Source organism: Ruegeria atlantica (assembly GCF_013032005.1).
GTDB classification, from domain to species: domain Bacteria; phylum Pseudomonadota; class Alphaproteobacteria; order Rhodobacterales; family Rhodobacteraceae; genus Ruegeria; species Ruegeria atlantica_A.
The window spans coordinates 198,815-214,165 of sequence record NZ_WQBE01000006.1; the positions used below are offsets into that span (position 1 = coordinate 198,815).

A 15,351-nucleotide genomic window follows, 5' to 3' on the forward strand; every position below is an offset into this window, starting at 1 on the left:
TTTATGCATCCTTGATTGGTCGGAAACGTAACTGGCCTTGTTCTGCAAGCAATCAAAACGCGGCGTCACATGAAATGAACCCTAACGGCACTTTGGATTTAGCCGCCGATCCGGGCGGAATCGCACAGGCAGCTGACCTGCTGCGGCAGGGCCTGCTGGTCGCCTTTGCCACTGAAACTGTCTATGGACTGGGCGGTGACGCCCGCAATACCGAAGCCGTGGCCAGCATTTATGCCGCCAAGGGACGACCCAGCTTTAACCCTTTGATTGCGCATGTGGCCTCTGCCGAGGCAGCGCAGCGATATGTCGAATGGTCCGAGCGGGCCGAGACACTGGCTGCCGCATTCTGGCCCGGTCCCCTGACAATGGTTCTTCCTCTGCGTCAGGGGCACGGGATTTCACCGCTGGTCACAGCCGGGCTAGAGACGCTGGCGGTTCGGGTCCCAGCACATGGTACGGCCCGGGCGTTGCTGTCAGCCTTTGACGGGCCGGTGGCAGCGCCATCGGCCAACCCCTCCGGTCAGATCAGCCCTACGACTGCCGATCACGTGCGCGCGGGTCTGAATGGGCGTATCGCGGCCATACTGGATGACGGCCCCTGCGGTGTTGGTCTGGAATCCACCATCGTTGGACTGGCCGGAGAGCCCGCATTGCTGCGCCCCGGCGGTGTGGCGCTGGAACAGATCGAAACCGTTTTGAATACACAACTGCACCTGCATCAGGCCTCGGATGTACTGACAGCGCCGGGCCAGTTGCAATCGCACTACGCCCCCGACGCACCCGTACGCCTGAATGCGGCCGGCCCGCAGGGTGACGAGGTTTTGCTGGGGTTTGGCGCTGTTCCGTGTGATCTGAACCTGTCAGATAGCGGTGATTTGACCGAAGCCGCCGCAAACCTGTTCTCGGCCCTGCACAGGTTGAACACCACAGGCCGCCCGATTGCGGTGTCAACGATCCCCGATCATGGGTTGGGCGCGGCTATCAATGACCGCCTGCGCCGCGCCGCTGCGCCGCGTGACAGCTGATCAGGCGCGCCCGGCGCTGGCCGACAGGGTCAGCGGGTCAACACCCAGCGTCGCCAGCGCAGCCTCCCACTTTTCATCATCGGGCACATCGAACACCAGTTTCGAGGTCGCCTCGGTGGTCAGCCAGCCGTTCATGGCGATCTCATCTTCAAGTTGGTCGGGACCCCAACCGGAATATCCCAGCGCCAGCATCGAGTTCAAAGGCCCCCGCCCCGAGGCCAGATCCTCGAGCACATCCAATGTCGCGGTCATGCTGAAATCATCCGAGATTTGCATGGAATGCAGGTTGGCATCGTAATCCGCGCTGTGCAGGACAAATCCGCGCGACATCTCAACCGGGCCGCCAAAATGAACCAGACGTTCGCCCACGACAGGGATGCTGCAGGCGATGTTCAACTGGCTGAGCAGGGTTTTGATCCGCAAATCCGACGGTTTGTTGACAATCAGGCCCATGGCCCCGTCCTCGCCATGGCTGCAGATATACACCACCGAGTGATCGAAACGTGGATCACCCATTCCAGGCATCGCGATCAACAGTTTTCCGGTCAGATCCATGGATTTAAAACTCTTGCTTCGTCTTCCTTCAACAATGGCCCCGGCACGTGGGGGTTGGCAAGGGATCAGGTCACATTTCGCTAGATTTCATCACAGTGACCCGAACGTGACTTGGAATCACCGGCAAGACCACGCATCTATGGGGTATGACGCGTTATCTTAAATCAACCGCGGCCGCTCTGACCGCTTGTTTCGCCCTGACCGCCCCCGCCCATGCGCAGGTTGAGGGCGATGTTGTGCAACTGGATGTGCTTGATGGTGGGCGTACGGCCAATGGCACCTATCTGGGGGCGCTGCGGCTGACGCTGAAGGACGGCTGGAAAACCTATTGGCGCGCACCCGGTGACGCTGGTATCCCGCCGCAGTTTGATTGGAACCGCTCGCAAAATGTGGGTGATGTGGCGATCACCTGGCCTGCGCCCCACGTATTTGTACAAAATGGCCTGCAATCGCTGGGCTATGCCGATCAACTGGTGCTGCCTGTTGAAATTACTCCAAGCGACCCCGCCAAACCCGTGCGGTTGCGTGGGGAAATGGATTTGGGCGTCTGCAAGGATGTCTGCATCCCCGAGACGTTGGATTTCGACCATACGCTGGACGCTGAAGCCGGGCGCAACCCAGCCATTGCCGCAGCACTGGCCCAACGCCCCTATTCCGCGAAAGAGGCTCAGGTGACTGCCGCCAGCTGCCATCTGACCCCCACATCAGACGGTATGCGGATCGAAGTCCGCGTAACCATGCCCTCGGCCGGAGGGCGCGAGGTTGCGGTGATCGAACCGGGAAACCCCACGCTTTGGGCCTCGGAACCCGAAACGACACGGCAGAGCGGGACCCTGGTGGCTACATCCGAGGTGATCAGCGCCTCGGGCGGACCATTCGCGCTGGACCGGTCCGACATACGGATCACGGTGCTGGGCGCCAATCATGCCGTCGACATTCAGGGATGCAGCGCGGGCTGAGAGATGGGGAATACTCCTAAGATCGGCGCGCTGGCCGTTGTGGTGCATGAAACCCGCGTGCTGCTGGTGCAGCGCAGCAAACAGCCAGATGCGGGACTCTGGGGGTTTCCCGGTGGGCATGTGGAATGGGGCGAAACGGTGATGCAAGCCGCGCAAAGGGAGTTGCGCGAGGAAACCTCGGTCATCGCGGAACCGCAGTGTTATCTTGACAATCTGGACCTTCTGCGCCGCGACGAACAGGGCGCTGTGCAATCGCATTACCTGCTGGTCGGGGTGGCCTGTGACTACCTCTCAGGTTCTCCGACAGCCGGGGACGATGCGCTGGACGCCCGCTGGTTTTCGATAGATCAGATCAGACAAGGTGACCTGTCCATGAGTGATCGAGTCGTCGATATGCTGGAAACCGCGCTGCAGGCGCGTCAGGCCGCCCGTCCCTTGAGCCGCACGTAAAGCAAGCCGGACAACACGACGCTTAGCATCAGAATTGGTAGCGCACCGGCAAGGAACGCTCCCAGCCCCATATGCAGCGCCGCGATGCCCTCATCCCCCGGGTAGAGCCCTGACAACAAACCAACTGGCGCGCCAGTAATCGCGGGCCAAATCATCGTCATGCCAAACCACAACAGCAACACAAGCCCGGTGGCCATCACCGTGCCCTGCACCACTCGATCCGGTGCCCGCATCGCCCGGCGCAACGCAGTCATCGGGCGTGACAGGTCGTTTAGAATAGCCAGCAGCGCCGGCACCAGTAACAACACCAGAAACATTCCGAAACCCAGCCCGTACACCAGCGTGATCACCGAAGGTTTGAGGAACTGCGCCTGTTGCGAACCTTCATACAGCAACGGTGTCAGCCCCAAAACCGTCGTCAGCGTCGTCAGCATCACGGGTCTGAGTCGATCCGCCGTGCCTTCGACAATCGACGGCACCAACCCCCGCTCTTGCTGATAGGCGTCGATGGTCGTGACCAGAACGATCGAGTCGTTGATGATGATCCCAGTCATCCCCAGCAGGCCGATCACGGTAAACATGCTCAGCGGCACATCCCATATATAGTGCCCCCAGATCGCGCCCACCAATCCAAACGGAATGATCGCCATCACCACCAAAGGTCGCGTCCAGCTGGCAAAAACCCAGGCCAGCACAAGGTAGATCCCGGTCAGACACAGGATAAGGCCAGTGCGCGCCTCGGTCAGGAATTCATCTTCTTGCTCGCTCAGGCCCGTCAACCGCCATTCGACCTGCCGTTCGGCGGCGATATTGGGCAGGATCTCGTCATTCAGCGCCCGGGCAATTTCTGCCGCACGGGCCGGATCATCCTCGGAGATGTCACCCCCCACCGTAATCACCCGCAGGCCGTTATTGCGCCGCACCGTCGAAAAGCCCGACTTGCGCTCGACCGAGACGATATCGGCCAGCGGCACATAAACGCCATCCGGCGTGCGCATAAGGGTGCGTTCCAGAAAATCGGCGGTCAGTTCACCTTCGGGCAATTCGACACGGATTTCGGCGCTGCGCGGACCGTCGGGGAAAGTCGCGGCCTCGATCCCGTTCAGACGATCCCGCAACACGCGGCTCAGTGTTTCCATACGAAAACCAAGCGCCTGCCCTATGGGTGTCAGATCCAGAATGAAGTCTTCCTTGTCATAGGCCAGGTCGTCCTGCAGCGCCGAAACCTCGGGGTATTTCGCCAATTCGGCCCGCAGATCTTCGGAAGCTGCTTTGAGCGTGTTCACGTCGGCGCCATAGAACTGCACCTCGATTGAATCACCGCCGGGCCCGGATCGCCAGCCGCGGAAGGTCAGCATCTCGACCTTGGGATGACGCGGTACAAAATCCTGTAACTCGCCCACGAACTCAAAGCTGGAATAGGGGCGCAGGTCGGCGTCGATCAGCTCGATTGAAATCCCGCCCAGCAAGTCCTGATCCTTGCCTTCTGCGGCGGGCGGGTTGAACCATCCGGCATTTCCGCCCACCTCGGCCAACACATAATCGATAGGATTGCGGCCATAGCGTTCTTCGTAAATCTGTCCCAGTTCTTCGGCAGCGCGCTGGATCTCGCGCATCATCGCCAGCGTATCTTCGCGGGTCGCACCTTCGGCCATGATAAAGTTGCCAGTGACCGAGCCGCGTTCGGGCGCGTTGAAAAAGCGCCAGTTCACGTCACCTTTGATAAATAGCGCAATCTGGCTGGCCAGAATCACCACCATCACGGCCACAACCACATAGCGGGCCCAAACCACCCAGGCGATCAGCGGGCGGAACAGGTGATCGCGCACCCAGCGAAACCCGCGATTGACAACGCGGTTGGGCAAGTCATACCAATGCTCTTTCGCCGAATGCGCGATAGCGTGGGCCATGTGGTTTGGCAGAATCAGGAAACATTCGATCAACGAGGCGATCAGCACCGCAATCACAGTGAACGGGATGTCATAGATCAGTTCCCCAAACCGGCCGCCGATGGCAGTCAGACCAAAAAAGGCGATCACGGTGGTCAGGGTGGCGGCGAATACCGGCATCGCCATGCGCCGCGCAGCACGTTCGGCGGCCACAATCGGAGCCTCGCCCAGCCGGCGCGCACGGAAATCGGCGTGTTCACCAACAACAATGGCGTCATCCACCACGATGCCCAGCGTGATGATCAGCCCGAACAGCGAAATCATGTTGATCGACAGCCCGCCGATATACATAAACGCAATCGCCGCTGACATTGCCACCGGGATACCCGCCGCAACCCAAAAGGCGATACGCGCATTCAGGAACAAAAACAGCAGGCACACCACAAGGCCCAACCCCATCAGACCGTTGTCCACCAGAATATCCAGGCGGTCGGTGATCGCCTGGGCACGTGTGCGGATCAGCTCGATCGTCACTCCTTCGGGCAGGCTGGCCTGCAGTTCGGCCACCACATCCTCGACCGAGCGCTGAATCTGGATCGCATCCCCCAGGTTCGAACGGTCGATGCGCACCGACATGGCGGGGTTTTCGCCAACAAAGTAACTGCGATTGCGATTGACGCCTTCCACCCGAATATCCGCAACATCCCCGATAAAAAGTTTTGAGCCATCGGCAAAATTGCGCAGCGCAATGCCCTCAATCTCTTCGGGGGTGCGCTTTTCGGTGCCGGTACGGATGCGCGCATTGGCGCCCGTGACATCACCTGCGGGGCTGGCCATCGCTTCAGCGGCTATAGCCTGCGCAATCTCGGACAGGGTGATGTCATTGGCGATCAATTGCGCCGTTGGCACTTCGACCACCACGCGCGGCGCGGCAAGGCCGCGAATCGTGGTGCGGGTCACGCCAGCGGCAAACAGGCGGTTGATCATCTCGTCGGTGAACTTGGCCAGTTGATCCGGGTCAACGGGGCCGGTCACGACCACATCCGTCACACGATCCCGCCATGCACCACGCCGGATCGAGGGTTCTTCGGCGTCATCAGGCAGGTTGGTCACACTGTCGACGGCAGTTCTGACCTCATCTACGGCGCGCGACATGTCCCAGTTCGGCTCAAACTCCAGCCGGATATTGGCGCGTCCCTCGCGCGAGGTCGAAATCGCGCTGGCAACCCCTTCGACCGCCAGCAGAGCGGGTTCCAGCAGCTGGACGATGCCATTGTCCACATCCTCGGGGCCCGCACCTTCCCATTCGACTTTGACATCGACACGTTCAAGGATGACGTCCGGGAAGAATTGCGCCCGCATCGACGGGATCGCCGCCGCGCCCAGCACCAGCATCACCAGCAACAGCAGGTTGGCCACCGTCCGGTGGCGGGTGAAGTAGCTGAGGATACCGCCCGCCGCGCCGGGGATGTCGCGCATCATGGCGCTTACCCTCCTGCCCGGGTCTCGATGCTGCGCACCAATGAGGCCGGGACACGGCTCTCGCTTAATTGTCCCAGAACACGAGCCTTGACGTCGTTCGGAATCTGATCGCTTGCCTCGACCCGCGCCACCAGTTGGGCGCGCTGTTCATCCGACAATTCAACCATGTCCGGTTCCGCCCCGGCATTGGCCTCGATCCGCAGTGGCCGCACCCGAACCCCGCCACCCAACAGCGGCGTCCGGCCAACAACAACCTCGCGCCCGACCAGACCATCACCGCGCAACAACACCTCATCGCCCTGGCGACGGATCAGTTGCACAGGCAGCGCCTCGAGCCTGTCATCGGGGCCCAGCACCAGCACCGTGCCCGCCGCATCAAGAACCGATGATGGCAAACGCACCACATTGTCCAGCTGTTGTTCCTGTACTGTGACCGTAACGAAATCGCCGGGCTTGAAACCGGGCGCGTCGTCCAGACGGGCATAGATCAGACGGCCAGTCTGCCCTTCACCCGCTGATCCGCTGTCGCGGCTGATGCGCCCCGTGGCGATCAGATCGGTTCCTGTTACCTCAAGCGATACGGTCACCGGCGCCTCGATCAGATTACCCTGGGCATCCAATAGGCGCACAAACTGCGCAGTCGAGACACGGAACGCGACCTCAAGCGCGTTGGGATCCACTAATTCCGCCAGTTTTTCATTCGCCGCAACCAACCGGCCCTCGACCAGGGTCACATCCGTCAGCGTCCCGGCAAACCGCGCGCGGACGGTCATGTCGTCCAGATCGCGTTCAGCGGCCTCAAGCGCGATACGGGCACGGGCCAACAACGTGGTTGCCTGATCGACGCGCGATTCCGCCTGCGCCAGTGCGATACGACGCGCCAGAACCGCCTGCTGTGCGGCCGCTTCGGCCAGTTCGGCCTCTTCTGCGGCGGCAGGCGTGCCCACCCCGCGGCTTTGCAAATCCTTCTGACGCTGCATGGCACGTCCACGCAAGGCCGCCTGCGCCTCGGCCGAGTTCAACTCATCCTGCGCCAAAAGCAGTGAGCGTTCGGCATCGCGTTCCTCGAACTGAGCGTCCAGCAGGTCGGACTTGGCGCGGTCCAGGGCCGATTGTGCGTCAGCCGGGTCCAGTTCGACCAGAACCTCGCCGGTGGTGACGACGCCGCCATCCTCAAAATCCTCAGCCAACGAGATCACGCGCCCGCCCAATGCGGCGCGCAGCTCCAGGCGGCGGCGGCTTTGCACCTCGCCAAAGGCTTCGAGATAGGGGGTTACCGTCTCTAACTCGGCCGGTTGCACGCTGACGGCAAAAATGCGTTCGCGGCCCTCGGGTGGCTCACTGTCGCGGTTCAGGGCCTCTTGCACCGCGCTGACAATCAGCTGTACCGCGACAAATACCAAGGCCAGCGTTAGAAACGCCAGAAAGACACCAACAAGGCTTTGCCTCAAAAATCGCATCTATCACTTACCCCGGTCGCATCAGGCTACCATATGCAAAACGTAGCCGGGCACGGAAAAATGCCAAGCCACAAAGCGGTTACAATCAGTTATACGTGCAACCAGTCTACTTCCGTCGGAGATGTTCGTCCAATCTTGGCATTATTTCCACGAAATTGCAGGGACGATGCCGGTAATCGAACTGTTTTTCTAAAATACCGTCCCAGGCGTCCTTGCAGGCACCGGGGCTGCCGGGCAGTGCAAACAGATAAGTGCCCTCGGCCACACCACCCGTGGCGCGGGATTGCACCGCTGAAGTGCCGATCTTTTCCATCGAAATGAGGGTGAAAACAGTGCCGAATGCCTCAATTTCCTTTTCATAGACGTCCCGGTGCGCCTCAACTGTCACATCGCGGCCAGTCAAACCGGTGCCACCGGTCGAGATCACCACGTCAATGTCCGGGTCACCGGCCCACAGCCGCAACTGCGCCGCGATCTCACCGCGCTCATCGCGGATGATCTTGCGGTCGGCCACCGAATGACCCGCGCGTTCGATCCGGTCGACCAATGTCTGACCTGAGCGGTCATCGTCTAGCGATCGCGTATCCGAGACGGTCAGAACGGCGATCCGAACCGGAATGAATTCCATGCTTTCGTCGATGCGTGACATGTGGTGTCAGGCCCTTTCCATGATGGCAAGCCGGATGGCGAGGGCAGCGAAAATTCCCCCGGTCACCCAGCCCATAATACGTGAGGCGCGTGGATTGGAGATCAGAACCTTCCCCACGCCCCCGGCAAATACGCCCACCAGCCCATTTACCACAAACCCGCCCAGCGCGATGATGACGCCCAAAATCAGGAATTGGGGCAGGATCGGCCCTATGGCGGGATTCACGAATTGCGGGATAAAGGCCAAAACGAACAGGATGACCTTGGGATTGGTCAGGTTCACCACCAACCCGTCGCGAAAGGCGTGGCTTGTGGGCTTTGCAGGCGCATCGGCGGACACCGCCCCGTTCCGGATCGCGCCCCATGCCAAATACAGCAGATAAGCCACCCCCATCCAGCGGATTACATCGAACAGCCATGGCATCGTCGCTACAGCGGCCCCCAACCCAAGCCCCGCTACAAAAACATGAACCATCGATCCGAGGGAAATTCCCGCACTTGCAGCGAAAGCCGGTTTGGCACCTGACCGCAAACCTTGCCCAAAGCAAAACAACATGTCTGCGCCGGGGGTGAAGTTCAGTGCCAAAGCTGCCGGAATAAACGCCAGCAGCGTGACCATTTCTATCATAAGGTGACCTCAAACCAGTTTACTGTGGGGCCCAGGTTGGCGATCTGCGTGCGGCCTAGGTTGCCGCGATAGCCCCAGCTGTCATGGATGTGTCCACACAGCGCAAGTTGCGGCTGCAAGCGTTCCACTGCGTCGCGCACGGCCACGGACCCCACCGCATCACCCTGCGACGTGACATCGCCGTACCCTTTCGGCGGGGAATGCGCGATCAGGATATCCGCCGCGTCACAACGGTCCAGCAATTCAGCGGCCTCGGCATCGGTCAGGTCACAGGACCAGTCGCCAAAAGGTGTAACCGGCACGCCATACCCCAGCCCGAAAAGCCGCAGGCCATCCAATGTCATGCCGGTGCCGTGCAGCACATGGTCACCTTCCGGCGCGGCCTCGACCAGTTCCTGCGCGCTTTCGGCATTGCCGGGCACCATCACGAACGGTGCGGTGATGCCGGACAGCATCGCCATCGCCTGGTCCAACCCCTGTCGCGCATTGCAGAAATCCCCAGCCCCGATCACCAGATCGGCCTCGGCGCTGGCCGCGACGACCTCGGCCGCGCGGTTGCGTGCCATATGCAGGTCGGAAAAGGCAAGAATGCGCATCACTTGCCCTCCAGCCGGGCTTTCAGCTCTAGCAGATCAGCCCAGGCCTGCCGCTTCATCTGTGGTTGGCGCAGCAGGTAGGCGGGGTGGAACATCGGGATGACCGGCAGGTTCAGCGCCTGTGCCCATTGCCCGCGCAACCGGGTGATACCGCGCTTGCCCAGCACCGCCTGACAGCTGATATTGCCCATAATCACCAGAACCTCGGGCTTGGCCAGCGCCACATGCCGTTCCAGAAACGGTTTCATCATCCCGATCTCTTCGGGTTTCGGGTCGCGATTCTGCGGCGGGCGCCAGGGCAGGACGTTGGTGATATAGGCATTCTGGGTGCGATCCAGATCAATCGCCGCCAGCATCCGGTCCAGTAATTGCCCCGCGCGGCCGACAAAGGGCTTGCCTTCACGGTCCTCTTCACGGCCCGGCGCTTCGCCGATGATCATGACCCGTGCGCCCGGCGTGCCATCTGCAAAGACCAACTGCCGCGCCCCACGTTTCAGCTCGCAATGCTCAAACGTATCCATCGCCGAACGCAATTGTTCCAGCGACCCAGCACCTTGGGCTGCCGCTTTCGCCACGGCAACTGGATCTACCTTCTTGGGTTTTCCCGGGGCAGTCTGGGCCACGGCGGGCTTTTTGGCTTTGGGCGCAGTGTCAGGCAACGCAAAACGGTCAACCGGCGCATCGCCGATTGCGTCCGTTGCACCCAGTTCGATCTGCCACTCCAGCAGAGCCCGGGCCGTATGATAGTCCAAAGCCGATTCCATACCCTTCAATCTAACCAGCTTTTGAACGAGGGAAAGCGAATAGGCCTTGATCGGGCGGTCGGTCGCACCGACCATGAGAGTATTCATGTTGGTTCTATTGCGATTCCTTATGATTACTTTGCTGCTGACCACCCTCAGCGGCCCTGCTTTTGCGCAGCTTTTCGACCGCAACGGCCAATGCCGCCCCGGCCAGTTCCAATGCGGCACAAGGTGCTGTTCGGGCGGACAGAGATGCAGCTTTGATGGCCATTGCATTCCTCTGGGTGGCACCTATTGCGGGGGCGGGCGCACCTGCGGCCCGTTTGAGCGCTGCGTTGCGGGGGGCACGCGATGCGCGCCTGCGGGGGCGAACAGTTGTACTTCGCGCGCGGATTGCCCGGGCGGCTCGATCTGCAATGCGCGCCGCGAATGTGAACGCATCACGCCCGATTTTGACCCCAACACAGCAATCGAAGGCCTGCCAACCGTGTGCGATGATGGCCTGACTTGCGGTGCGGGATCGTCCTGTCTGCCGGGCGGCGGATGCTCGCGCCCCGGATGGTTTTTGTGCGAGGAAACCGGCTCGCAATGCCGCCCTGGGTTCAAGTGTTCCGAACATCAGGGATGCGTGCCGATAAAGGCCATCGACTGCGGCTATGGCAAATGGTGTAAACCCGGCGAACAATGCCTGCCCGAGGGTGGATGCGAGAAACTGCCCGAAGGAACCGATCCTTAGGTTGCCTAGGCGCGCGGACCTTCCTATAAGCGGCCCGATTGTCAGACAGGAGCCCGCCCATGCGTTTCGCCCATCGTCACCTTCTTGGCATCGAGCATCTGTCGCAATCCGATATCACCGCTATTCTTGATCTGGCCGAGACATATGTCGACCTGAACCGGCAATCGACTAAGCATTCCGACGTTTTGTCGGGGCTGACGCAGATCAACATGTTCTTCGAAAACTCGACCCGCACGCAGGCCAGCTTTGAACTGGCGGGCAAGCGGCTGGGCGCGGATGTGATGAACATGGCGATGCAGGCCAGTTCGATCAAAAAGGGCGAGACCCTGATCGACACCGCCATGACGCTGAACGCGATGCATCCCGATCTGCTGGTGGTGCGGCATCCGCATTCCGGCGCCGTCGATCTGCTGGCGCAAAAGGTCAACTGTGCGGTGTTGAATGCGGGCGATGGCAAGCATGAACACCCGACACAGGCCTTGCTGGACGCGTTGACGATCCGTCGCGCCAAGGGCCGTCTGCACCGGCTGAACATCGCCATTTGCGGCGATGTCGCCCATTCCCGCGTGGCACGGTCGAACCTGATCCTGCTGGGCAAGATGGAAAACCGCATCCGTCTGATCGGCCCGCCCACTTTGGTGCCCGACCACTTTGCCGAATTTGGTGCCGAGATCTATGACGACATGAATGAGGGCCTTAGGGACGTTGATGTTGTCATGATGCTGCGCCTTCAAAAGGAACGGATGGATGGCGGCTTTATTCCGTCCGAGCGTGAGTATTACCACCGCTATGGGCTGGACGCCGCCAAGCTGGCGCTGGCCAAATCCGACGCCATCGTCATGCATCCCGGTCCGATGAACCGTGGGGTCGAGATTGACGGGACCCTGGCCGACGACATCAACCGCTCGGTCATTCAGGAACAGGTTGAAATGGGGGTCGCCGTCCGCATGGCTGCGATGGAACTTTTGGCCCGCAACCTGCGCGAGGTGGCATGAGCGATCTGACCGTTGCCCCCCATGAACGCGGCGTGATCCGCCTGTTCACGCTGAACATGCGCCCGGAAGAGGCCAAATTTCTGCGTGAACCCGGTGCCGCCGATCAAATTCTGGGCGTCGCGGGGCTGGACCCTGAACAGATCGACGTCTTTGCGGTCTCAGACCTCGAGGACCTGGGGCTCTATGGCTATCTGAACGAGGGCTGCGGCGTGTCCGCCGATCAGTTGGATCGCACAGCGCTTGAAGCCATAACGGGTTGGGTCATGGTGGTCCGCAGCGCTGCCTTTGGCGGTCGCGCAGCCACTCTGATCCCCGACAAACGGCTGCGCCTGATCGGGCTGTTCACCGAAGAGGCCACCAACTGGACCGGCGGTCCGATCGAAACCGAAAGCGCAAAACCGTTCTCGGCCCCTCAACCTGCGTCCCAAAACGACCAGCCCCGCCGCATCGGTTCTGCCGTTCTGGCATTAGTGATCCTTTTGGCCGTCGGAGGCATCCTGTGGCTGATCCTGTGACCTTCTCGCCCGACAGAGGCACTTATATTCGCACCAACGCATGGCTGGCCGCCGTGGCCATGGCGGGTGCGATGATTGTGCTTTGGCTGATCGGAAACCCCTATCCCTGGACCGGCGCGCCTGCCGGTCTGGCCGCCGTCGGCATCCGGGCATGGTACATGGCCTCGGAAGAACTGGTCGCCACCTGGACGATGACGGACACCACCCTCACCGGCCCCGGCCCGCGCAAGGTGGCCCTGAACCAAATCAAGGCGGTCAACACCATGGGCAGTTTTGTCCAGATCGTCACCAAGGGCGGCGACAAGCACCTGATCAAATATCAGGCGGATTCCGCCGCCACCAAAGCCGCAATCGAAAGGGCACTGGCATGAGCAACCTGACCTTAACCAACGCCCGCCTGATCGACCCTGAAACCGGCACGGACAGCCTTGGCTGGCTGCAGGTGGGCAACGGCCAGATTACCGCGCGCGGTGACGGCGACGCACCGTCCACGGATACGCCAATCATCGATTGCAGCGGGCACTGCCTTGCCCCTGGCATCGTCGATATCGGCGTCAAAGTCTGCGAGCCGGGCGAGCGGCACAAGGAAAGCTATAAATCCGCCGGTCTGGCAGCAGCGGCCGGCGGTGTGACCACCATCGTTACCCGCCCCGATACCAGCCCGGCCATCGATACGCCCGAAAGCCTTGAATTCGTCACCCGCCGCGCGCAGGCGGATACGCCGGTCAACGTCTTGCCCATGGCCGCCCTGACCAAAGGACGCGACGGGCGTGAGATGACCGAGATCGGTTTTCTGCAAGATGCAGGCGCGGTGGCGTTCACCGATTGCGATCACGTTGTCACCAACACCAAGGTATTCTCGCGCGCTCTGACCTATGCGCGGTCTTGCGACGCACTGGTTATCGCGCACCCACAGGAACCTGTCCTGAGCGCCGGGGCCGCCGCGACCAGCGGCAAGTTTGCAACCTTGCGCGGATTGCCCGCCGTCACGCCCATGGCCGAGCGCATGGGACTGGACCGCGATATCGCCCTGCTGGAAATGACCGGCGCTGCCTATCACGCCGATCAGATCACCACCGCCCGCGCCCTGCCCGCGCTAGAGCGCGCCAAGCGCAACGGGCTGGACATCACCGCGGGCACTTCGATCCACCATCTGACGCTGAACGAGCTGGACGTGGCCGACTATCGGACTTTCTTCAAGGTCAAGCCGCCGCTGCGGTCCGAAGATGACCGTCAGGCGGTTATCGAGGCCGTGCGCAGCGGCTTGATCGACATCATCAGCTCGATGCACACACCGCAGGACGAGGAAAGCAAACGACTGCCGTTTGAAGAAGCCGCCTCGGGCGCTGTTGCGCTGGAAACGCTGCTGCCCGCAGCCCTGCGCCTGTATCATTCGGAACAGTTGGACCTGCCGACGCTGTTCCGGGCCATGGCACTGAACCCGGCAAAACGGTTGGGGCTGGACAGCGGTCGCCTGTCCGAGGGCGCGCCCGCCGATCTGGTGCTGTTTGACCCGGATGTGCCCTTTGTGCTGGACCGGTTCTCGCTGAAATCAAAATCCCAAAACACACCGTTTGACGACCAGCGGATGCAAGGTAAGGTCACCGCAACTTACGTGGCTGGACAAGAAGTTTACCGGAGACCCTGATGCCGCCATTTGACAGTTCGATAACCCAGCTGATCCTCTGGGCTGTGCTTGGTTATCTGATGGGTTCTGTTCCCTTTGGCATGATCGTCGCCAAGGTCATGGGGCTGGGCAACCTGCGCAATATCGGGTCAGGCAATATCGGGGCAACCAATGTGCTGCGCACCGGCAACAAGGCAGCCGCGGCGCTGACGCTGATCTTTGACGCCGCCAAGGGCGCGGTGGCTGTTCTGTTGGCGCGGGCACTGGCTGGGGAAGACGCCGCCCAGATCGCGGCTCTGGCCGCATTTTTGGGCCACTGCTTTCCTGTCTGGCTGGGCTTTAACGGCGGCAAGGGCGTGGCCACCTTTCTGGGCCTGTGGCTGGCGCTGGATTGGCGCGTAGGTGTGGCCTGCTGTCTGACATGGCTGGTGGCTGCAGCGATCTGGCGGATTTCATCACTGGGCGCGCTGGTGGCGGCGGCCATGTCGGTTGTCTGGGTGATTGTGCTGACGGACAGTTCAGCCTTTGCGCTGAGCATCATCCTAACCCTGCTGGTCTACTGGCGCCACAGCGCCAATCTGGCGCGGATCAAGGCGGGGACCGAGCCGAAAATCGGCAAATCGTGATTGCGCCAACCGGTTTTCTGAACGCCTTTTTCGCGCTGCCCGAGGGTACGTTTACCGGTTACGCCAATGGGCGGCGCTATGTGGTCAGCCGTTCGGTTTATGGCGCTGGAAGATCTCTCAAACTGGTGGCCCATCAGCTTGGCGGCCCAGGCTATATCAGCATGAACCTGTATTTGACGCGACAAAGTGGTGCCCTGCTGCGCCCCTGTGAAATGCCTGCCGATAAGGTCGTTTCATTCGTCACCGCTCTGATCCCGGATACGTAGTCTGCATCACCAAAATTTGTGTTACCGGACCTTCACAATTGATTGTCTTGAACGTGATCAGAGCGCTGCCCAATTGAGGTTCTGTGACGGCCAATTACCGGCGTCGCAAAAACAAAATCCGGTTTGCCCGGGCAAAATTCAGGTGCTCTAG

General features: G+C 61.0%; 17 protein-coding genes. 10 read left to right on the forward strand and 7 right to left on the reverse strand.

What is annotated here, in order from left to right; genetic code table 11:
• Positions 1-74 precede the first annotated feature (74 nt).
• Positions 75-1,025, forward strand: coding sequence for an L-threonylcarbamoyladenylate synthase (locus tag GOX21_RS13390; protein ID WP_170377810.1), 951 nt, complete (start codon positions 75-77; stop codon positions 1,023-1,025).
• Here the strand turns inward: GOX21_RS13390 and GOX21_RS13395 are convergent, their stop codons facing one another.
• A complete protein-coding gene (locus tag GOX21_RS13395; RefSeq protein ID WP_170350691.1) occupies positions 1,026-1,580 on the reverse strand; it encodes a YqgE/AlgH family protein in 555 nt (184 codons plus the stop codon).
• A gap of 146 nt (positions 1,581-1,726) precedes the next feature.
• On the opposite strand from GOX21_RS13395, the gene GOX21_RS13400 reads away from it, so the two are divergent.
• Positions 1,727-2,539, forward strand: a complete 813-nt coding sequence (locus tag GOX21_RS13400; RefSeq protein ID WP_170377812.1) for a protein-disulfide reductase DsbD domain-containing protein — start codon at positions 1,727-1,729, stop codon at positions 2,537-2,539.
• Positions 2,540-2,542: 3 nt separating this feature from the next.
• Positions 2,543-2,989, forward strand: a complete 447-nt coding sequence (locus GOX21_RS13405; protein WP_170377814.1) for an NUDIX hydrolase — start codon at positions 2,543-2,545, stop codon at positions 2,987-2,989.
• Here GOX21_RS13405 and GOX21_RS13410 read toward each other — a convergent pair.
• The 6 genes from GOX21_RS13410 to GOX21_RS13435 form a co-directional block, all read right to left on the reverse strand.
• Entirely contained in the window at positions 2,959-6,360 is a 3,402-nt protein-coding gene (locus tag GOX21_RS13410) for an efflux RND transporter permease subunit (protein WP_170377816.1), read from the reverse strand. The genes GOX21_RS13405 and GOX21_RS13410 overlap by 31 nt on opposite strands.
• Before the next feature lie 5 nt (positions 6,361-6,365).
• Positions 6,366-7,820: an efflux RND transporter periplasmic adaptor subunit gene (locus GOX21_RS13415; RefSeq protein ID WP_170361311.1), complete on the reverse strand. Its 1,455-nt coding sequence runs from the start codon at positions 7,818-7,820 to the stop codon at positions 6,366-6,368.
• Between the two features lie 106 nt (positions 7,821-7,926).
• Positions 7,927-8,469 carry a molybdenum cofactor biosynthesis protein B gene (gene moaB / locus GOX21_RS13420; protein WP_170350700.1) on the reverse strand — a complete coding sequence of 181 codons (543 nt, stop codon included), beginning with the start codon at positions 8,467-8,469 and terminating at the stop codon, positions 7,927-7,929.
• 6 nt (positions 8,470-8,475) lie between these two features.
• Positions 8,476-9,096, reverse strand: coding sequence for a LysE family translocator (locus tag GOX21_RS13425; RefSeq protein ID WP_170377818.1), 621 nt, complete (start codon positions 9,094-9,096; stop codon positions 8,476-8,478).
• Entirely contained in the window at positions 9,093-9,692 is a 600-nt protein-coding gene (locus GOX21_RS13430; RefSeq protein WP_170377820.1) for a metallophosphoesterase family protein, read from the reverse strand. Before GOX21_RS13430 ends, GOX21_RS13425 begins: the two co-directional genes overlap by 4 nt.
• The gene (locus tag GOX21_RS13435) at positions 9,692-10,456 is read right to left on the reverse strand and encodes a uracil-DNA glycosylase (protein ID WP_170350770.1); all 765 of its coding nucleotides are present in this window, start codon (positions 10,454-10,456) and stop codon (positions 9,692-9,694) included. Before GOX21_RS13435 ends, GOX21_RS13430 begins: the two co-directional genes overlap by 1 nt.
• Positions 10,457-10,541: 85 nt before the next feature.
• Between GOX21_RS13435 and GOX21_RS13440 the strand changes: the two genes are divergently transcribed.
• The 7 genes from GOX21_RS13440 to GOX21_RS13470 are packed head-to-tail and all read left to right on the forward strand — an operon-like array spanning position 10,542 to position 15,200.
• A complete protein-coding gene (locus tag GOX21_RS13440; RefSeq protein ID WP_254428549.1) occupies positions 10,542-11,171 on the forward strand; it encodes a scavenger receptor class F, member 2 in 630 nt (209 codons plus the stop codon).
• 59 nt (positions 11,172-11,230) lie between these two features.
• Positions 11,231-12,166, forward strand: a complete 936-nt coding sequence (locus GOX21_RS13445; protein WP_170377822.1) for an aspartate carbamoyltransferase catalytic subunit — start codon at positions 11,231-11,233, stop codon at positions 12,164-12,166.
• Positions 12,163-12,681 carry a hypothetical protein gene (locus GOX21_RS13450; protein ID WP_170377824.1) on the forward strand — a complete coding sequence of 173 codons (519 nt, stop codon included), beginning with the start codon at positions 12,163-12,165 and terminating at the stop codon, positions 12,679-12,681. The genes GOX21_RS13445 and GOX21_RS13450 overlap by 4 nt, the downstream gene beginning before the upstream one ends.
• Entirely contained in the window at positions 12,666-13,052 is a 387-nt protein-coding gene (locus GOX21_RS13455; RefSeq protein WP_367647939.1) for a hypothetical protein, read from the forward strand. The genes GOX21_RS13450 and GOX21_RS13455 overlap by 16 nt, the downstream gene beginning before the upstream one ends.
• Positions 13,049-14,329 carry a dihydroorotase gene (pyrC, locus tag GOX21_RS13460; RefSeq protein WP_170377826.1) on the forward strand — a complete coding sequence of 427 codons (1,281 nt, stop codon included), beginning with the start codon at positions 13,049-13,051 and terminating at the stop codon, positions 14,327-14,329. Before GOX21_RS13455 ends, pyrC begins: the two co-directional genes overlap by 4 nt.
• Complete coding sequence (gene plsY, locus GOX21_RS13465) at positions 14,329-14,934, forward strand: glycerol-3-phosphate 1-O-acyltransferase PlsY (protein ID WP_170377828.1); 606 nt, start codon at positions 14,329-14,331, stop codon at positions 14,932-14,934. Before pyrC ends, plsY begins: the two co-directional genes overlap by 1 nt.
• On the forward strand, positions 14,931-15,200 hold the full coding sequence (locus GOX21_RS13470) for a hypothetical protein (protein WP_170377830.1): 270 nt from the start codon (positions 14,931-14,933) through the stop codon (positions 15,198-15,200). The genes plsY and GOX21_RS13470 overlap by 4 nt, the downstream gene beginning before the upstream one ends.
• Positions 15,201-15,351: the final 151 nt, after the last annotated feature.